This is a genomic window from Streptomyces sp. NPDC059695, from assembly GCF_042733785.1.
Lineage (GTDB): Bacteria > Actinomycetota > Actinomycetes > Streptomycetales > Streptomycetaceae > Streptomyces.
The window spans coordinates 20,418-40,273 of sequence record NZ_JBHWFF010000037.1; the positions used below are offsets into that span (position 1 = coordinate 20,418).

The 19,856-nt window shown below is 73.7% G+C and carries 11 protein-coding genes; 8 read left to right on the top strand and 3 right to left on the bottom strand.

Going from position 1 to position 19,856, the window contains the following annotated elements; all coding sequences use genetic code 11:
• Window positions 1-38 precede the first annotated feature (38 nt).
• A complete protein-coding gene (locus tag ACFV2S_RS32090; RefSeq protein WP_385567160.1) occupies window positions 39-1,787 on the bottom strand; it encodes a serine/threonine-protein kinase in 1,749 nt (582 codons plus the stop codon).
• 497 nt (window positions 1,788-2,284) lie between these two features.
• Between ACFV2S_RS32090 and ACFV2S_RS32095 the strand changes: the two genes are divergently transcribed.
• The 4 genes from ACFV2S_RS32095 (at window position 2,285) to ACFV2S_RS32110 (ending at window position 9,799) form a co-directional block, all read left to right on the top strand.
• On the top strand, window positions 2,285-6,163 hold the full coding sequence (locus ACFV2S_RS32095; RefSeq protein ID WP_385567163.1) for an FHA domain-containing protein: 3,879 nt from the start codon (window positions 2,285-2,287) through the stop codon (window positions 6,161-6,163).
• 121 nt (window positions 6,164-6,284) lie between these two features.
• The gene (locus ACFV2S_RS32100) at window positions 6,285-7,646 is read left to right on the top strand and encodes an ABC transporter substrate-binding protein (protein WP_385567167.1); all 1,362 of its coding nucleotides are present in this window, start codon (window positions 6,285-6,287) and stop codon (window positions 7,644-7,646) included.
• Window positions 7,647-7,655: 9 nt separating this feature from the next.
• Window positions 7,656-8,951 (top strand): carbohydrate ABC transporter permease, encoded by a 1,296-nt coding sequence (locus tag ACFV2S_RS32105; protein WP_383793208.1) that lies wholly within the window; start codon window positions 7,656-7,658, stop codon window positions 8,949-8,951.
• Window positions 8,948-9,799, top strand: a complete 852-nt coding sequence (locus tag ACFV2S_RS32110; RefSeq protein ID WP_385567172.1) for a carbohydrate ABC transporter permease — start codon at window positions 8,948-8,950, stop codon at window positions 9,797-9,799. The genes ACFV2S_RS32105 and ACFV2S_RS32110 overlap by 4 nt, the downstream gene beginning before the upstream one ends.
• Window positions 9,800-9,921: 122 nt before the next feature.
• On the opposite strand, the gene ACFV2S_RS32115 is transcribed toward ACFV2S_RS32110, so the two are convergent.
• Window positions 9,922-10,521, bottom strand: a complete 600-nt coding sequence (locus ACFV2S_RS32115; RefSeq protein WP_385567176.1) for a TetR/AcrR family transcriptional regulator — start codon at window positions 10,519-10,521, stop codon at window positions 9,922-9,924.
• Window positions 10,522-10,678: 157 nt separating this feature from the next.
• Between ACFV2S_RS32115 and ACFV2S_RS32120 the strand changes: the two genes are divergently transcribed.
• The 3 genes from ACFV2S_RS32120 to ACFV2S_RS32130 are packed head-to-tail and all read left to right on the top strand — an operon-like array spanning window position 10,679 to window position 13,720.
• Window positions 10,679-11,590: an ABC transporter permease gene (locus tag ACFV2S_RS32120; RefSeq protein ID WP_385567180.1), complete on the top strand. Its 912-nt coding sequence runs from the start codon at window positions 10,679-10,681 to the stop codon at window positions 11,588-11,590.
• The gene (locus tag ACFV2S_RS32125) at window positions 11,583-12,380 is read left to right on the top strand and encodes an ABC transporter ATP-binding protein (protein WP_385567184.1); all 798 of its coding nucleotides are present in this window, start codon (window positions 11,583-11,585) and stop codon (window positions 12,378-12,380) included. The genes ACFV2S_RS32120 and ACFV2S_RS32125 overlap by 8 nt, the downstream gene beginning before the upstream one ends.
• Before the next feature lie 26 nt (window positions 12,381-12,406).
• Entirely contained in the window at window positions 12,407-13,720 is a 1,314-nt protein-coding gene (locus ACFV2S_RS32130; RefSeq protein WP_385567187.1) for a glycosyltransferase 87 family protein, read from the top strand.
• Window positions 13,721-13,784: 64 nt separating this feature from the next.
• On the opposite strand, the gene ACFV2S_RS32135 is transcribed toward ACFV2S_RS32130, so the two are convergent.
• On the bottom strand, window positions 13,785-18,752 hold the full coding sequence (locus ACFV2S_RS32135) for an NAD-glutamate dehydrogenase (protein ID WP_385567191.1): 4,968 nt from the start codon (window positions 18,750-18,752) through the stop codon (window positions 13,785-13,787).
• Window positions 18,753-19,182: 430 nt separating this feature from the next.
• Between ACFV2S_RS32135 and ACFV2S_RS32140 the strand changes: the two genes are divergently transcribed.
• Window positions 19,183-19,737, top strand: coding sequence for a DJ-1/PfpI family protein (locus tag ACFV2S_RS32140; RefSeq protein WP_383793190.1), 555 nt, complete (start codon window positions 19,183-19,185; stop codon window positions 19,735-19,737).
• Window positions 19,738-19,856 lie beyond the last annotated feature (119 nt).

The following is a 19,856-nucleotide window of genomic DNA, read 5'->3' on the forward strand; positions in this document are numbered from 1 at the left end:
GCGGAAATCACCCCTCGGAAGTCGACAAATCGGCAGCGTTACTGCCCCGTACCGCCGGTAGTACCCCCGGAACCGGTGGAATCGACGAGCGAGGAGACCCAGCCGGTGAACGACGAGATGCCGTCGCCGATGGCCTCCCAGTAGCCCTTGCCCTGGGCGACCCAGTCCTGGAGCGGGGTGAGCTCCCAGACGAGCCAGCCGGCGACCACGAACAGGACGATCATGATCAGGCAGCCCTTGAGGCAGCCGAGGCCGGGGATCCGCACCGGGTTCGCGCTGCGCTGGCGCGGCGGGCGCGGCTCGCGCGGCGCCGGGGCCTGGGGCGGCGGCTGCGGCGGCGTGTACTGCTGCTGGGGCGGGGCGTACTGCTGCGGAGGGGGCGGCGGGGGCGCGTACTGCTGCGGCTGCTGCTGGTACGGCTGGGCGGCGGGACGCTGCGGGGCCGGGGCCGGGCGCTGCTGCTGGTACGGCGGCGGCTGGTGCCCCTGGTGCCCCTGGTGCCCCTGCTGCGGACCGTACGGGCCGGGCTGCTGCTGCGGCTGCTGGGGCCTGCGCTGCGGGCGGCGGCGCAGCGGGTCCTCGCTCGGGTCCAGGTACTGCACCTGGGTCTGCTCGTTGCGGTCGCGGACCTGGCGCAGCTGGCTCTGCCAGGGGTGCGGGTCCTCGGCCGGAGGGTTCTGCGGCACGGGCGGCATGACGGCCGTCGGGTCGGCGGCAGCGCCCGGGCCGCCGGTCGGCATGACGCTGGTCGCGGCGGCGGGGTCGTACTGCGGGGGCATCCCGGCGGCGGCGCCGGCGGCGCCGGTGGGCAGCACCTGGGTCGGGTCGGCGGCGCCCGGGGTCCGGCCCTCGGGGGTCCCCGGGACCGGCGCGGGTGCCGGGTCCGGGGCGAGGAGCGCCCCGACGCCGTCCGCGGCCTCGATCTGGGCGGGCGTGGCGTGCACGCCGATGCCGGCGGCGACCGCGCGCAGGCCCCGGGCGAGGTTCACGGCGCTCGGCCGCAGGTCCGGGTTCTTGCTGAGGCAGCGCTCTATGACCGTCCAGAGCGGTCCGGGCACGGTCGAGGGGCGGCGCGGCTCCTCGCTGAGGTGCCGGTGGAGGACCTCCAGGGCGGTGCCGCCGGCGAACGGGGGCCGGCCGGTGACGAGCTCGTAGAGGAGGATGCCCGCGCCGTAGATGTCGACGGCGGAGGTCTGCGGGCGGCCCTCGGCGGACTCCGGCGCCACGTACGCGGGCGTGCCGACGAACTCGTGGGTGCGGGTCAGGCCCGGGGAGTCGGCGAGGCGCGCGATGCCGAAGTCGGTCAGCATCGGGTGCATCTGACCGCCCTGCTCGGCGAGCAGGACGTTGGCCGGCTTGAGGTCGCGGTGGACGACGCCGTCGGCGTGGCTCGCGGCGAGCGCGTCGGCGATCTGGGCGGTGAGGAGCGCGGCGGCGACCGGGGTGAGCGGGCCGCTCTCCCGGATGTACCGGTGCAGGTCAGGGCCCTCGACGAGGTCCATGACGAGGGCGAGGACATCGCCCTCGACGACCAGGTCGCGGGTGCGCACGATGTTCGGATGGGTCAGCCGGAGGAGCACGGACCGCTCGCGCAGGAAGCGCATCACGATGTCCGCGTCGTTGGCCAGCTCCTCCTTGAGGACCTTGATCGCGACGGTCTCGCCGGGCTGGCCGGGCACGGCCGCCTCGGCGCCCGCCGTCTCCCGCTGGCGGGCTCGCCAGACGGTGCCCGTGGCGCCGCGTCCGAGCGGCTCCTCGAGCAGGTACTTGCTGCCGATAGGCCGCACGTCACGCGCTCCCTGCTGATCGTGGTCCTGGGGTGCTTCCCGATGTGTCCCCGGGTTCCTGTCCTCTGTTGTGACCCGTCCGGGTGTCCGACCCACTTTAGTGCCGCCGAACGGGTCACAGGCCGGTCGTCCACAGGCGGTTCCGATGCCGTGTCCGTGTGCCGCCGGGGGCCCGGAGCGGGCGGGAATCGTCCTGAACTTGTCCGGAAGAAGACGCTCCACGGGGGACGACGGTTGCCACGCATGCTCCGAAGGCATGTCCAACCGGGCTATTTCCCGCCCACCGGCGACCATTCAAGATCACTTGTGACCGACCCGCGGGCGTGTTGTCGGTGGCAGGTGCGAGGATGCCTGCAGCACGTCGTATCGACGGGGTCGGGAGCCCCCGCGCCGCCGTGCCGACCTGTACCGGGCGACGCGTCCGTGCCGGGTGGGGGGAGACACAGGGCGGTTCCCCCCTGCCGGGCCATCTCGCGCAGAAGGGACCGCTGACGGCGATGCAGATCCGGCTGACCGTCCTCGCGCCGTACGCCGGCCACGGCGCCGGCCGCACCTGCGACGTGCTCGTCACGGCCCCCGCCGGGACGGCCCTCGCCGCCGTGGCCTCGAACCTCGCCGCCGCCGTCACGGGACCCGACACCTCCGCCTCGGGCACGACCGTGCTCTACGCGGGCGCGGAGCGGCTCGACGGGCGGCGCTGCGTCCTCGGCGAACCCCCGCTGGTCGACGGCGCGGTCCTCTCCCTCCAGGTCCCGGGCCCGGACGACCGGTCCGACGAGACGGCCTCCGCCCGGCTGCACGTGGTGGCGGGCCCCGACGCGGGCGGCGTGCACCTGCTGCACGGCGGAGCGATCAGAATCGGCCGTTCCGTCGACGCCGACGTGCCGCTCGACGACCCGGACGTCTCCCGCTCCCACTGCACCGTGACCGTCGGCGGCGACGGCCGCGTCACGGTCGCCGACCACGGCTCGACGAACGGGACGACGCTCGACGGCACGCCCGTCGGCGACCGCCCGGTCCCGCTCCGTCCGGGCGCCCTGCTGCGCCTCGGCGAGTCCGCCCTCCGCCTGACGGGCCCCGGCGGCGGTCCGGGAGGTACGGACGCGGTGGCGACCGCCCCGGACGGGGAGGGCCACCTCCGGGTCGCGCACGGCACGGACCTGCCGGAGCCGGCCGACCGGGTGGGACCGTCCGACGACGCCACGCACGGCGGCGCGCGCGGGATCGCGTTCGGCGAGGTCCTCGACGTCCCCGACGGCGGGCACGCGCACGCGGGGGAACCGCGCGAGGCGCACTCCGGCCCGGACGACGGCGAGCCGCACGCGAGGACCCGGGAGACCGGCCGGACCCGAGGCCGCGGGGACGCGCCGCCCGGCCCGTCCGCGCGCACCGGCGGCAGGCGCGGGCTCGGCGCGTGGGCCCGGCGGCTGGCCGGCGGCCGCGAGGAGCTCCCCGCCGACGACGTCCACGCCTCCCCCGCCGCCCCGGACACCCACACCGGCATCCGCCCCGGCCCCGGCGCCCGGGACGGCGCCCCCTGCCCCGCGGCGGCTCCCGGCACCTGGCCCGACCCGGCCACCGTCCTGCTCACCGCCCTCGGCCCGGGCCCCCGGCTCTGGGAGCGCGCCCAGGACCACCCCGAGGCACTCGTGGTCCGGCTCGGCACGACGGACCGCGCCGACCTCTCCGGCGTGCCCGTCACCGTCGGCCTCCGCGAGGCCGGCTCCCTCGGCCTGGCGGGTCCCGGCGACCGGCTCACCGGGCTCGCGCGCTCGGTCGTGGCCCAGCTCGCCGCCCTGCACTCCCCCTCCGACCTGGAGATCGTGCTCATCAGCGCCGACCGGAACCGCTCCCTGGAGGAGCGGCGCCGCGCCTGGGGCTGGCTCGGCTGGCTCCCGCACGTCCGCCCGGCCCACGGCCAGGACTGCCGGCTGCTCCTGGCCTACGACCGCGAGCAGGCCCAGGCCCGTACGGCCGAGCTGACCCGCCGGCTCGACGACGGCCCGCTCGGGCCCGGCTGGCCCAGCGCCGACCGCGCGTCCGTCGCCGAGGCCGCCGCCCGCCACGACGGGCCGACGACGGTCGTGATCGTCGACGGCGACCCCGGATCGGCGGCGCTGCGCGAGACCGTCGCGCGGCTCGCGGGCGTGGGCGCGGCGGCCGGCATCCACCTCCTGTGCCTCGCCGAGGCCCCCTCCGCCACCCCGGACTCGCCGGTGGCCGCCACCTACGAGGCCGCGTGCGCCGCGTCCCTCGCCTTCCGCGAGTGCGGCGCCGCCGCGCTCCTCAGCGGTGACGTGGCGACGGCTCTGCGGCTGCTGCGGACGGCCGGCGGCCGGCTCGCGGGGCACGGAACCGTAGGCGTCGTCGACGCGGTGTCCGTCGCCTGGGCCGAGCGCTTCGGCCGGGCCCTCGCGCCGCTGCGCCCCGAGACGGCGGCGGCGCCGCACGGCAGGAGCGCCGCGCTGCCCCCGTCGGCCCGTCTGCTCGACGAGCTCGGGCTCGCCCGGGCCACCCCCGCCTCGCTGATGGCCCGCTGGGCCTCCGCCGCGGACGGCACGGCCGTCCTGGGCGCGGGCCCGCGCGGACCGCTGGCCGTGGACCTCACCCAGGAGGGGCCGCACCTCCTGATCGAGGGCCCGGCGGGCAGCGGTCGCACGGAGCTGCTCCGCTCGATCGCCGCCTCGCTCGCGGCGGGCGGCCGCCCGGACCGCCTCGGCCTGCTCCTCGTGGACGGCGCGGGCGGCGAGCGCGGCGAGGGCCTCGCGGTCTGTACGGAGCTGCCGCACGTCACCGAGCACCTGGTCGCCTCGGACCCGGTGCGGATGCGGGAGTTCGCGCAGGCGCTCGGCGCCGAGCTGAAGCGCAGGGCGGAGCTCCTGGGCGACGGTCACTTCGCCGACCGCCGGTCGGCTGCGCGCGCCGCCGACCGGATGATCGGGCAGCGCGCCCCGAGCGCGGCGGAGTCGATGCCGCAGGGTGCCCGCGCGACCGTCCGCGTCCCGGACACCGGCGACCTCGCCGACCGCCCGAGCAGCCGGACGCTCCGCACGGGCGACGGCACGATCGGCTCGCTCCCGAGCAGCCGCGGCGGCCGCACACGGGACGCCTCCCTGAGCGACCGCCCGAGCGGCCGGGTCCCGTACCCGGGCGCGGAGGACGTGCCCGGGCGCGCGAGCGGACGGGTCCCGTACCCGGGCGCGGAGGACGTGCCCGGGCGCGCGAGCGGGCGGGTCCCGTATCCGGGCGCGGGCGAGCTCGGCACCCGCCCGAGCAGCCGCACCCTCCGCACGGGCGACGGCGACTCCACGCCCCCACCGGACGACCGAGCCCCGCACACGGGCGCGGGCGACGTCCCGGGCCGCGCGAGCGGACGGGTCCCGTACCCGGGCGCGGAGGACCTCACCGGCCGCACCGGCGCCCGCATCCCCCACCCCGGCGGTGAGGACCTCACCGGGCGCGCGAGCGGCCGGGTCCCCCACCCCGGCGCGGACGACCTCACCGGCCGCACGAGCGCCCGCGTCCCGTACCCGAGCACCGGCGACCTCCAGGACGGCCCCGGCGGGCGCCTCCCCCGGACCGGCGGACTCCACGACGGCACCAGTGGGCGCGTCCAGCGGACCGGTGACCCCACCGACCGCACCGGCGGGCGCGTCGGCCGGCCCGGCGGAGACGGCTTCCTGGCCGACACGCCCAGTGGGCGGCTGCCCCGGCGGGACGGCGGGGGCCTCGACGACCGGCCGAGCAGCCGCACCCTCCGCACCGGCGACGACGTGACCGGTGGCCGGATTCCGCGCCCCGCCTCCGGGGAGCAGGCTCCCGCGAGGGCCACGGGCACCGGCCAGCTGCCGCGGCTCGTCGTCCTCGTCGACGACTTCGACGCCCTGGTCGCCCCCGCGCTCGGTGCCCCCGGCCGGCCGGCCGCCGGCTCCGTCGTACGGGCCCTGGAGGCCGTCGCGCGGCACGGCGAGCGGCTCGGGGTGCACCTCGTCGCGACCTCGGCGCGCCCGGACCGCACGTCCGACACGGAGCTGGCCCACGGGGCCCGGCTGCGGATCGTGCTCGACGCGCCCCCGGTGACGGCCGGCCCGGACGTGCCGTCGGCCGGGCGGGGACGCCTCGGGCATCCGGACGGCCGGGTCACCCCCTTCCAGGCGGGTCGCGTGACGGGCCGGATCCCCCGGACGGCGACGCTGCGCCCGACGGTCGTCCCGCTGGAGTGGGAGCGGATGGGTGATCCGCCCACCCGTCGCCCCGTCCGTGAGCTGGGCAACGGCCCGACGGACCTGGCCCTCCTGGCGAGCGCGCTGGACCGGGCGGCGCGCTCGGTCGAGGCGACGCCCGTGCCCCCGCTCACCCCGGCCGTGCACGGCTGACGGGACGTCACGAGGACGTCACGATCGTCCTCTTGACGCCGAAGGCGGTATTGCGGGGCTCCGCGGCCCGGCGTAGACCTGTCGGACGGACAGCGAAACGCACGGGAGAGACGGGGCAGCGATGCGTACAACTCTTCGTCCACGCAAGGCCGTTGTGGGTGTCACGGCGCTCACGGCGCTGGCCGCGGTCGCCCTCGCGGGCTGCGGCGGCGGGTCCGACAAGGACAAGGGAGAGCCCGCACCGGACCGCACGCTCTCCCTCAAGGGCGAGAAGATCGAGGTCGCCGCCGTCTGGACGGGCCCCGAGCAGGAGAACTTCACCAAGGTCCTGAAGGAGTTCGAGAAGCGGACGGGCGCGACCGTCACGTTCGTGCCCGCGCAGGACCCGATCGTGAACTTCCTCGGCACGAAGATCGCCGGCGGCTCCCCTCCCGACGTGGCGATGCTTCCGCAGGTGGGCGCGATCCAGCAGGCCGCCGCCCAGAAGTGGCTGAAGCCGGCCGGGCCGGAGGCGAAGGCGCAGCTGGCGGCGAACTACTCGCGCGGCTGGCGGGAGCTGGGCGCGGTGGACGGCACCCAGTACGGGGTGTACTTCAAGGCCGCCAACAAGTCCCTGGTCTGGTACAACACCGCCGTCTTCGAGAACGCGGGCGCCTCCGAGCCGAAGACCTGGAAGGACTTCCTCGGCACCGCCGAGACGATCTCGGCCTCCGGCGTGACCCCGGTCTCGGTCGGCGGCGCGGACGGCTGGACCCTCACCGACTGGTTCGAGAACGTCTACCTCTCCCAGGCCGGCCCGGCGAAGTACGACCAGCTGGCGAAGCACGAGATCAAGTGGACGGATCCGTCCGTCACCGCCGCCCTGAAGACGCTCGCCGAGCTCTTCGGCAAGCCGTCGCTGATCGCGGGCGGTGCGAGCGGCGCGCTGCAGACGGAGTACCCGGCCTCGGTCACGCAGACCTTCACGGGCGGCGACCAGCCCAAGGGGGCGATGGTCTTCGAGGGCGACTTCGCCGCGGTCAACATCGCCCAGACCAAGGCGGAGATCGGGAAGGACGCGAAGGTGTTCCCGTTCCCGAAGGTCGGCGACGCCGGCACCTCGCCGGTGGTGACCGCCGGGGACGCGGCCGTGGCCCTGAAGGACACCAAGGGCGCGCAGGCGCTGCTCGCCTTCCTCGCCTCCCCGGACGCGGCGAAGATCTGGGCGGCCGAGGGCGGCTTCCTCTCCCCCAACAAGAACCTGGACCCGGCCGCGTACCCGAACGACGTGCAGCGCGCGATCGCCAAGGCGCTCATCGGTGCCGGTGACGACTTCCGCTTCGACATGTCGGACCAGATGCCGCAGTCCTTCGGCGGTACGCCGGGCAAGGGCGAGTGGAAGGCGCTCCAGGACTTCCTGAAGAACCCGAAGGACGTCGCCGGGACCCAGGCGCGCCTGGAGGCGGACGCGGCGAAGGCGTACCGGTCCGCCGCGAAGGGCTGAGGCCCCCCGATGCCGCGGACCACCGCCAGGAGCAGGACCGTGGCGGCGGGGTTCCTGCTCCCCGCCCTGCTCCTGCTCGGCGCGCTCGTCGTCTACCCGATCGGGTACTCCGTCCGGCGCTCGCTCTTCGACCGCTCCGGCGACTCCTTCGTCGGTCTCGACAACTACCTCGCGCTCGTCACGGACGACTCGCTCCGCACGGCCGTCCGCAACAACCTGATCTGGCTCGTGGTGGCCCCGGCGGTGGCCACCGCGCTCGGCCTGGTCTTCGCCGTGCTCACCGAGCGGGTGCGCTGGGGGACGGCGTTCAAGCTGGTCGTCTTCATGCCGATGGCGATCTCGATGCTCGCCGCCGGGATCATCTTCCGGCTGGTCTACGAGCAGGACCCGGACCGAGGGGTCGCCAACGCCGTCTGGGTCGGGGTCCACGACACCTTCGCCGAGTCCTCCGGCTTCCCGCGGGCCCGGCCGCTGCCCGTGCACCCGCTGAAGGCGGCCGGCGGCGGCGCGTACGTCACGAAGGAGCCGGTACGGGCGGGGGTGCCGGTGCTGCTGCCGCTGGTCGGGGTGGCGCCGGGGCGCATGCCGCAGGACGCCCGCCCGGCGCACGCGCCGACCGGCACCGGCACGGACGTCACCGGAACGGCGTGGCTGGACTTCACCCGGGGCGGCGGCGGGAAGCCCAACGTGGTCGACCCGGAGGAGCGGGGACTGAAGGGGCTGCGGATCGAGGCGGTGCGGGACGGGAAGGTCGTCGCCACGGCCACGGCGGCGGCCGACGGCAGCTTCGCCCTGCCCGCCGACCGCGCCGACGGAGCGCTGCTCCGGCTTCCCGCGAGCAACTTCCGCGAGCAGTACAACGGCGTGGAGTGGCTGGGCCCGACGCTCGTCACCCCGGCCGTGATCGGGGCGTACGTGTGGATGTGGGCCGGGTTCGCGATGGTCCTGATCGGCGCCGGGCTCGCGGCCGTACCGCGTGAACTCCTGGAGGCGGCGCGGATGGACGGGGCGAACGAGTGGCAGGTGTTCCGGCGGATCACCGTCCCGCTCCTCGCACCGGTCCTCGTGGTCGTCCTCGTCACGCTGATGATCAACGTGCTCAAGGTCTTCGACCTGGTCTTCGTCATCGCGCCGGGCTCCGCGCAGGACGACGCGAACGTGCTGGCGCTCCAGCTGTACCGCTCGTCCTTCGGCACGGACGCGGATCTGGGGGTGGGCTCGGCCATCTCGGTCGTCCTGCTGCTCCTCGTGCTGCCGGTGATGGTGGTCAACATCCGCCGCATCCGAAGGGAGTCCCGCCGATGAGGGTCCTCGTCTCCCGCCTCGCGGCCCGTGCGGCGGGGGGCGCCGTCCGGGTCTTCCTCCTCGTCGCGGGCCTGTTCTGGCTGCTGCCGACCGTCGGGCTGCTGGTGTCCTCGCTCCGCTCGCCCTCCGACATCGCGGCGAGCGGCTGGTGGCAGGTGTTCACCGCCCCGGCGCGGCTGACCACCGAGAACTACTCCCACCTCCTCGCGAACGACACGATCACCGGCTCGCTGTTCTCCACCGTCCTGATCACGGTCCCGGCCACGCTGCTCGTCCTGGTCATCGGCTCGCTCGCCGGTTACGCCTTCGCGTGGCTGGAGTTCCCGGGGCGGGACTGGTGGTTCCTGGGTGTGGTCGCGCTCCTCGTGGTGCCGGTGCAGGTCGCCCTGATCCCGGTGTCGAAGCTCTTCGGCGCGGTCGGGCTCTTCGAGACGACCCTCGGGGTGGTGCTCTTCCACACGGCGTTCGGCCTGCCGTTCGCGATCTTCCTGCTGCGGAACTTCTTCGCGGAGATCCCGCGCGAGCTCCTGGAGGCGGCGCGGCTGGACGGGGCGGGCGAGATCCGTCTCTTCACGCGCGTGGTGCTGCCGCTCGGCGGCCCGGCGATCGCCTCGCTGGGGATCTTCCAGTTCCTGTGGGTGTGGAACGACATGCTGATCGCGCTGATCTTCGCGGACTCGCAGTCGCCGCCGATCACGGTGGCGCTCCAGCAGCAGGTCCGCCAGTTCGGCAACAACGTGGACGTGCTGGCGCCGGGGGCGTTCGTGTCGATGGTGGTGCCGCTGGTGGTGTTCTTCGCGTTCCAGCGGCAGTTCGCGTCGGGCGTGATGGCGGGCGCGGTGAAGTGACCGCCGGGGGCCTCGGGCACGGCGGGGGCCGTGAAGCGGCCGCTCCGGCCCGACGGCGAGGGCGGCCCGACCGCGAGGGCCGCCCGCCGCCCGAGGACCGAGAGCGAGGGCGCCCGCCGCCGTCAGGCCTTGAGCGCCGCGACCGCCGAGCGCGCGAGCTCGTCGACGTACCCCTTGGGCAGCGGCGTACGGACGACGACGAGGCGCCAGTAGAGCGGGCCGACGGCCAGGTCGAGGGCCTTGCCGGGGTCGGTGCCCTCGGGGAGTTCGCCGCGCGCGACGGCCTCGCGGACGACCTGCGTCATGACGCCCTGCTGTCCGTCGAGGAGCACGGCCTTCACCGTCTCGGCGATCTCGGGGTGCCGGGCGGCCTCCACGAGCAGGTCCGGGATGACCTGCGAGGCGACCGGGTGGCGCAGGGCGTGCGAGGCCACTTCGAGGAGGGCGCGCACGTCCCCGTACAGGGAGCCGCTGGCGGGTGCCGGCAGGCCCTGGGCGGCGAAGGCGCCGACGAGGTCGAGGACGAGGGAGAGCTTGGACTTCCAGCGCCGGTAGACGGCGGTCTTGCCGACTCCCGCGCGGCGCGCGATGCCCTCGATGGACATCCGGGCGTAGCCGACGGCCGCGAGCTCCTCGAAGACGGCGGCGCGGATGGCCTCGGTCACGTCCTCGCGGAGCACGGCTGCTCCGGCGGGGGTCCGGCGGGGGGTCGGGGCGGTCATGAACGGCATCCTAACGAACGGCGATGCCCCGGAGCCGTCACGACGAGACGGTTGCGTTCCGACGTACGCCGCCCTAACCTCCCCGTAGCGACGATACGGACCCGTTCCATCGTCGACGACAGCACGCGCCCCGCACCCCCGTCGAAAGCACCCGCCTGTGACCACGACCCTCGCCCCGCCCGTGCGGCGGGACGCCCCCGCGGAGGACCTCGGTGCCCTCGCCCGCCGCCACGGCCTGAGCGTCAGCGGTGCCCGCCCCTCGCTCCGCGTCTACGTGCGGGAGCTCTGGTCCCGCCGCGACTTCATCGCCGCCTTCGCGACCGCCCGGCTCACCGCCCAGTTCAGCCAGGCGCGCCTGGGCCAGGTCTGGCAGGTGATGACCCCGCTGCTCAACGCCGCCGTGTACTACCTGATCTTCGGCGTCATCATGAACGCGAAGAACGGCGTGCCCGACTACATCCCCTTCCTGGTGACCGGCATCTTCGTGTGGACCTTCACGGCCAACACGGCGCTGGCCGGCACCCGGGCGATCAGCGGCAACCTGGGCCTGGTCCGCGCCCTGCACTTCCCGCGCGCCAGCCTGCCGATCTCGCTCTCGGTCCAGCAGCTCCAGCAGCTGCTGTTCTCGCTCGCCGCGCTCGTCGTGCTGCTGGCCTGCTTCGGCGAGTTCCCGACCTGGAGCTGGCTGCTCGCCGTCCCGGCGCTGTTCCTCCAGGCGCTGTTCAGCACGGGCGTGGCGCTGGCGCTGGCCCGGGTCGCGGCCCGCACCCCGGATGTCAGCCAGCTGATGCCGTTCGTGCTCCGCACCTGGATGTACGCCTCGGGCGCCATGTTCTCCATCCAGAACCTGGCGGGCAGCGGGCGCTTCCCGGAGGCCGTCGTGCTGGCGCTCCAGTGCAACCCGGCCGCGGTCTACATCGACCTCATGCGCTTCGCGCTGATCGGGAGCTTCACGGCGGCGCAGCTGCCGCCGCACGTGTGGGCGCTCGCCGCCGGCTGGGCCGTCCTGGCCTTCGCGGGCGGTTTCATCTGGTTCTGGAAGGCTGAGGAGACGTACGGCCGTGGCTGAGACACCCGCTCCCCCCACCGTCATCGCCGACGGGGTCCACGTCACGTACACCGTGCACGGCGGGCACCCGGGCGGCCGGGGCGGTGCCACCGCCGCCCTGGGCCGGATCGTGCGCCGCCGGCCGGCTCCGGCCGCCCGCCGGGTGCACGCCGTGAAGGGCGTCAGTTTCGTCGCGCACCGGGGCGAGGCGATTGGCCTGATCGGTTCGAACGGAAGTGGGAAATCCACCCTCCTGAAGGCCGTCGCGGGTCTTCAGCCCGTCGACCGGGGATCGATCTACACCCACGGGCAGCCCTCGCTCCTCGGGGTCAACGCGGCCCTGATGGACGACCTGACGGGCGAGCGGAACGTGATCCTGGGCGGGCTCGCGATGGGCATGAGCCGCACGGAGGTCCGCGAGCGCTACGACGACATCGTCGACTTCTCCGGGATCAACGAGAAGGACGACGCCATCTCCCGCCCGATGCGGACGTACTCCTCCGGGATGGGCGCCCGGCTGCGGTTCTCGATCGCCGCCGCCAAGAGCCACGACGTGCTGCTGATCGACGAGGCCCTGTCGACCGGCGACGCGCGCTTCCGGCGCCGCAGCCAGCGGCGCATCGACGAGCTGCGGGCTCAGGCGGGGACGGTCTTCCTGGTCAGCCACTCGAACTCGACCATCACGGAGACCTGCGAGCGGGCGCTGTGGCTGGAGTCGGGAACGCTGCGGATGGACGGCCCGGCGAAGGAGGTGGTCGCGGCGTACGAGGAGTTCACGGCCCGGCCGGGCGCGAAGGAAACGAACAAATAAGACATTGAGGGCTAAAGTGCGGTGAGATGACGCACGATCACCCGCAGCCCGACCCCGTCCGGCCGCCGACCCCGTCCCGGAGCGAGGCCCCCTCCCTCACCAGGTCTCCCTTCGACTCCGACACCTTCACCTCCGCCACCTTCGTCACCGTCGGCCGCGGCCCCCACCTCGCCCTCGGCGTGGTGTGGCTCCTCACCCGGGCCGGGATGCTCCTGCTCCTCGCCCGCGACGACCTCGGGATCGGCGGGGTGGGCCGCGAGGTCGCCCTCTACCAGCACTGGTACGGGAAGTTCGCCGAGGGCACCTTCCCGCCCAGCGACGTCACCTGGCAGTACCCGCCCGGCGCGGGGCTGGTGATCATGTCGCCGGGCGTCCTCCCCTGGCTCAGCTACTTCCAGGCGTTCGTCACCCTCACGCTCCTCGCCGACGCCGTCGTCACGCTCGCCCTCGCCCGCGCCGACAGCGCCCGCCTCACCCACGGCGCCTGGGTCTGGGTCGGCGGCCTCCCGCTCCTCCTCCACCTCCCGCTCGCCCGCTACGACGTCCAGACCACCGCCCTGGCCGTCCTCGCGCTCCTCGCCCTGGGCGCCCGCTCCACCGCCGGCCACCAGCTCGGCGGAGCGCTCGCCGGGATCGGCGCGATGGTCAAGGTGTGGCCGGCGCTCGCCCTGATCGGCACGCCCCGGGGCCGTACCACCCGCGAGGCCTGGACCGCCGCCGCCGTCACCGCCCTCGCGCTCCTCGCCACCCTCGCACTCTTCTTCTCCGACTCCCTGGGCTTCCTGCGCCAGCAGGGCAGCCGCGGCATCCAGATCGAGTCCCTGGGCGGCACCGCCCTCGCCGTGGCCCACGCCACCGGCGCCTGGCCGGGCCGGGTCGAGTTCCGCTACGGCGCCTTCGAGTACGCCGGCCCGTACGTCTCCAGCCTCGGGCACCTCGCCCTGCTGCTCACCGTCATCGCCTTCGGCTGGCTGCTCCTGTGGCGCCTCACGGCGCACCGCTGGACCCCCGCCACCCCGCTCGACGCGGCCCTCGCCGCCGTCCTGCTCTTCACCGTCACCAGCCGGGTGATCAGCCCCCAGTACATGATCTGGCTGCTCGGCCTCGCCGCCGTCTGCCTGACCTCCCGCCACACCGTGATGCGCCCGGTCGCCCTGCTGCTCCTCCCGGCCGCCGCCCTCAGCTCCCTCGCCTACCCCGTCCTCTACGACGAGGTCGTCGCCGGCACCCCCGCGGGACTGACCGTCATGGTGCTCCGCAACGGCCTGCTCCTCGCGGCCTCCCTGCTCGCCGCCCGCCGCCTGTGGACCTCGACGACGGGCGGTCCGCCCTCCGCCTGAACCCTCCCGGACACGGGGAAGGGCCCCGCCGGAGATCCGGCGGGGCCCTTCCTCACGCACACGGTCAGCTGTGCGAACGGAGCAGCGTGCGCATCGTCCGCATGGCCACCGACAGGTTCGCCAGGTCGAAGGTGTCCGAGCCCTGGATCTCCTCCAGGGTCGTCCGCGCGCGGCCCAGGATCGCCGCGTTCTTCTCCTCCCAGGCCTTGAACCGCTCCTCGGGGCTCGTCGTGCCGTTGCCGACCGTCAGGACGTCGGCGGTCAGCGCCGCGTGCGCCGCGAAGAGGTCCTCGCGGATCGAGGCGCGGGCCATCGACTGCCACCGGTCGCTGCGCGGCAGCTCGATGATGCGGTCCATGAGGTCGGTGATCCGCAGCCGGTCGGCCAGGTCGTAGTAGACCTCGGCGACCGCGAGCGGCTCCTTGCCCGTGCGGTCCGCGATCGCGACGATGTCGAGCGTCGGGAAGGCGGAGGAGAAGCCGGCGACCCGCAGCGCGAGCTCCTCCGGCACGCCGACCTCGGTCAGCTCCTGCAGGATCGACTGGTACCACTCCAGGTCCGAGCCGCGCAGCAGCTGCGGCAGCTGGGCCCAGACCTCCTCGACGCGGTCGCCGAAGAACTCGATGGTCTCGGTGAGCTGGAGCGGCTGCGGCCGGTTGTTGAGCAGCCAGCGCGTGCCGCGCTCGACGAGCCGGCGGGAGTGCAGGCGCATCCGGGTCTGGACGTCGGCCGGGACCCGGTTGTCGAGGGCCTCGACGGCGTCCCAGACCTGGCCGAGGCGGAAGACGATCCGGGCGGCGGTCTGCGCGCGGACGATCTCCTCGATCGACGCGCCGGTCTCCTCGCGGAGGCGGTGCAGGAAGGTCGAGCCACCGGTGTTGACGGTGTCGTTGACCAGCACCGTGGTGATGATCTCGCGGCGCAGCGCGTGGCCGTCGACGGCCTCGGTGAACTTCTCGCGCAGCAGCGTCGGGAAGTAGGCGTGGAGCAGCCCGCGCAGGTACGGGTCGTCCGGCAGCTCCGTACCGATCAGCTCGTCGGCCACCGTGATCTTGGTGTAGGCGAGGAGGACGGCGAGCTCGGGCTGGCTCAGGCCCTTGCTGTTGTTGAGGAGGTCGCGGATCTGCCGGTCGTTGGGCAGGAACTCCAGGGACCGGTCGAGGGCCCCGTCGCGGCCCAGGCGGCGCATGAACCGCTGGTGGGCGTGGAGCAGGGACGGCGACTGGGCGACGGCGTTGGCCAGGGCGGTGTTCTGCGCGTAGTTGTTGCGCAGGACGAGCGCGCCGACCTCGTCCGTCATCTCGGCGAGGATCTTGTTGCGCTGCTTGACGGTCATGTCGCCCTCGGCGACGAGCCCGTTGAGCAGGATCTTGATGTTGACCTCGTGGTCGGAGGTGTCGACGCCGGCGCTGTTGTCGATGGCGTCGGTGTTGACCTTGCCGCCCTCGCCCGCGGGACCGCCGGTGCGGGCGAACTCGATGCGGCCCAGCTGGGTCGCGCCGAGGTTGCCGCCCTCGCCGATGACCTGGGCGCGGACGTCCTGGCCGTCGACGCGGATGGCGTCGTTGGCCTTGTCGCCGACGTCGGCGTTGGACTCGGCGGAGGACTTCACGTACGTGCCGATGCCGCCGTTCCACAGCAGGTCGACGGGCGACTGGAGGATCGTCTTCATCAGGTCGGCCGGGGTCATCTTGGTGACGCCGGCCTCGATGCCGAGGGCGGCCCGGATCTGCGCGTTGACCGGGATCGACTTGGCGGTACGGGGGTGGATGCCGCCGCCCGCCGAGAGCAGCGAGGTGTCGTAGTCCGCCCACGAGGACCGCGGCAGGTCGAAGAGCCGGCGGCGCTCGGCGTACGAGGCGGCCGCGTCCGGGTTCGGGTCGATGAAGATGTGCCGGTGGTCGAAGGCGGCGACCAGGCGGATGTGCTCGGAGAGCAGCATGCCGTTGCCGAAGACGTCGCCGGACATGTCGCCGACGCCGACGACGGTGAAGTCCTCGGTCTGGGTGTCGTGGCCCAGCTCGCGGAAGTGCCGCTTGACGGACTCCCAGGCGCCGCGGGCGGTGATGCCCATGCCCTTGTGGTCGTAGCCGGCCGAGCCGCCGGAGGCGAAGGCGTCGCCGAGCCAGAAGCCGTACGACTCCGCGACGCCGTTGGCGATGTCGGAGAAGGTGGCGGTGCCCTTGTCGGCGGCGACCACGAGGTACGTGTCGTCCTCGTCGTGGCGGACCACGTCGACCGGCGGCACGACCTCGCCCGCGACCAGGTTGTCGGTGATGTCGAGGAGCGCCGAGATGAACGTCTTGTACGAGGCGATGCCCTCGGCCATCCAGGCGTCGCGGTCCACGGACGGGTCCGGGAGCTGCTTGGCGACGAAGCCGCCCTTGGCGCCGACCGGCACGATGACGGTGTTCTTCACCATCTGCGCCTTGACCAGGCCGAGGATCTCCGTACGGAAGTCCTCACGGCGGTCGGACCAGCGCAGGCCGCCTCGGGCGACCTTGCCGAAGCGCAGGTGGACGCCCTCGACGCGCGGCGAGTACACCCAGATCTCGAAGGCCGGGCGCGGGGCCGGCAGGTCGGGGATGGCCTGCGGGTCGAACTTCATCGACACGTACGAGTGCGGCGTGCCGTCCGCCGTGGTCTGGAAGAAGTTGGTCCGCAGCGTCGCCGTGATGACGGTGAGGAAGGACCGCAGGATCCGGTCCTCGTCCAGGCTCGCGACCTGGTCGAGGGCGGCGTCCAGCTCCTCGAGGAGCGCGTCGATCAACTCGGTGCCGGCGCGCTGGCGCTCCGGGGCCATGCGGGCCTCGAAGAGGTTGACCAGCAGCCGGGTGGTGTGGACGTTGTTGCGGAGGGTGTCCTCCATGTAGTCCTGGCTGAAGGTCGAACCGGCCTGGCGCAGGTACTTGGCGTAGGCGCGCAGCACCATCGCCTCGCGCCAGTTGAGGCCGGCGGACAGGACGAGCGAGTTGAAGTTGTCGTTCTCGGCCTCGCCCGTCCAGGTGGCCGCGAAGGCCTCCTGGAAGCGCTCGCGGGCGTCGTCGGCGAGGTAGTCCCCGCCGTTGCCCGTGGTGACCGGCATCCGCAGACCGAAGTCGTAGATCCAGGCGTGGGCGCGGTCGGAGCAGCGCAGCTCGTAGGGGCGCTCGTCGGTGACCTCGACGCCGAGCCGGTTGAGGACCGGCAGGACGGCGGAGAGGGAGATCTGCTCACCCGTCTTGTAGATCTTGAAGCGGCGCTCGCCGGGGCCGGCGACGACCGGCTCGTACAGGGAGAGCGAGAAGTCCTTGCCACTGCTGGCGAGGGCCTCCAGGTGGACCAGGTCGGCGACGGCCGCGCGCGGCGAGTGGTCGGCCTTGTAGCCCTCGGGGAAGGCGTTGCCGTAGCGGCGCAGCAGCTCGGCGGCGCGCTCCTCGCCGCACTCGGCGGTGAGCGCCTCGCCGAAGCCGTCGGCCCAGGAGCGGGCGGCCTCGACGAGCCGGGCCTCGATGCGGTCGACGTCGGCGTCGGTGAGCTTGGCCAGCTCGGTGCCGGGCTCGACGCGGACGACGAAGTGCAGCCGGGAGAGGATCGACTCGGTGTTCCAGGCGGTGAAGTCGACGCTGGTGCCGTCGAGCTCCTCCTTCAGGATGTCGATGAGCCGCAGCCGGACGCGGGTCGTGTAGCGGTCGCGCGGCAGGTAGACGAGGGCCGAGTAGTAGCGGCCGTACTCGTCCTGGCGCAGGTAGAGCCGCAGCCGGCGGCGCTCCTGGAGGTACAGGACGCTGGTCACGATGGACTGGAGCTGGTCGACCGGGGTCTGGAAGAGCTCGTCGCGCGGGTAGGTCTCCAGGATCTGGAGCAGGTCGCGGCCGTCGTGGCTGTTCGGCGAGAAGCCGGCGCCCGCGAGGACCTCCTGGACCTTGCGCTTGACGACGGGGACCCGGCGGACGGACTCGGTGTAGGCCGCGGACGAGAAGAGCCCGAGGAAGCGGCGCTCGCCGATGACGTTGCCGTCGGCGTCGAACTTCTTCACGCCGACGTAGTCGAGGTACGAGGGGCGGTGCACGGTCGCCCGGCTGTTGGCCTTCGTCAGGATCAGCAGCTTGTGCTCGCGGGCCTTGGCGCGGGCGTCGGCGGGCAGCCGGCTGAAGGACGGCGACACGGGGTGGGCGTGGTGGCCCTGGTCGTCCGCGCCGTGCAGCGGGTCGGAGCGCAGGATGCCGAGGCCGGTGCCGGGCACGGCGGACAGGGCGTCACCGTTGACCAGCTCGTACTCGCGGTAGCCGAGGAAGGTGAAGTGGTCGTCGGAGAGCCAGCGCAGCAGCTCCTGGGCCTCTTCGACCTCGGTGGGCCGCAGGTCGGAGGCGGTGGGCTCGGCCGGCAGGCCCTCGGCGATGCGCAGGGCCGCGTCGCGCATCTTGTCCCAGTCCTCGACGGTCTCGCGGACGTCGGACAGGACGCGCAGCAGGTCGTTGGTGATCTGCTTGAGGTCGGCCTTGTCGGTCTCGCGGTCGATCTCGACGTGGATCCAGGACTCGGTGAGCGCGTCGTGCGGCAGCTCGCCGTGGATCTGCGCCGCCAGGACCTCGATGAGCTTCCCGGCGACGTCACGGCGGACGAGGACCTGCGGGTGGATCACGACGTGGATGCCGCGGCCCTGGCGGGAGAGCTCGTTGGTGACCGAGTCGACGAGGAAGGGCATGTCGTCGGTGACGACCTCGACGACGGAGTGGCTGCTGGTCCAGCCGTTCTCCTCCACCGTCGGGGTGTGGACGCGCACGCTCGCGGTGCCCTGCGGGCGGTTCTCCGCGAGCCGGTAGTGAGAGAGCGCGGCGCCGAACACGTCGACCGGGTCGCGGTCGGCGAGGTCCTCGGGCGCGGTGTGCAGGTAGTAGCGCTGGAGGTACTCGAGCACCGTGTCCCGGTCCGGGCGCTTGCCCGCGCCCTCCGGGCCCGTCGGAAGTCGCCCCCCGACCGGGCTGTGCTCAGCTACCCGAGCGGCCCTCTCGAGCAGCTCGGCCTTGGCTTCGTCCAGCTTGGTCTGCATGTCCTCTGACTCCTGTCGCGCGCCGTTGCGTGACGTCGGTGGAAGAAAGGACACAACGCCTCGACGCGGTGATTCCGGTCGCAGTCGACGTTATGCCCGGATGAGAGATGCCCAGGTCGTTATCGGCCACGGAGCGTGGCGCGCCCGGACGGAAGGGATCGGCGAACGCACGGTCGGCCCGGCCGCTGTCGCGTGCCGGGCGGCAGCCGGGGGCTTCACTGCCCCCCTGGCGTATCGCGCTGATCACGGCAAAAGCCTATCGCTCATGACCCCCGAACCGTCATGAGCCGTATGCGTACAAAAGAGCGGGGGAAGTTTGACGATATGGACAGCGACACGCGTCCTCCGGCCAAACCCCCACGCCGGGGGCCGTCGGTGCGCGAGCATGGGCGGAGCACGGCAGACCGACCATCTGTGATCTGGGAGAGCCATGGCGAAGATCCTGATCGTGACCGGGGACGCGGCGGAGTCGCTGGAGGTGATGTACCCCTACCAGCGGCTTCTGGAGGAGGGCTACGAAGTCGACATCGCGGCACCGGCGCGCAAGACGCTCCGCTTCGTCGTCCACGACTTCGAGCCGGGCTACGACACCTACACGGAGAAGCCGGGGTACACCTGGCCCGCCGACCTGGCCTTCTCGGAGGTCGACCCGGGCGCGTACCTGGCGGTGGTGGTCCCGGGCGGCCGCGCCCCGGAGTACCTGCGCAACGATCCGGAGCTCCGCAAGATCCTCAAGGCCTTCTTCGACGCGGACAAGCCGGTGGCCCAGATCTGCCACGGCCCGCTCCTGACGGCGGCGGTCGGCGGCCTGGAGGGTCGCCGCGTCACGGCGTACCCGGCGCTGGAACTCGACATGCAGGCGGCCGGGGCGACCTTCCAGGACAGCGCGGCCGTGGTGGACGGCCTGCTGGTCTCGTCGCGCGCCTGGCCGGACCACCCGACCTGGATGCGTGAGTTCCTGAAGGTCCTCCGCGCGAAGGGCTGACGCGCGCGGGGCCCGGTCCGCGGGCGGCCGCGCGGCCGGGGACCCGGCCCCCGGCGCGGACTTCGCCCCCTCCTGCCCCACCCCGCGCGCCACGGCGCGCGGCTGGTCCACCGGCCGCC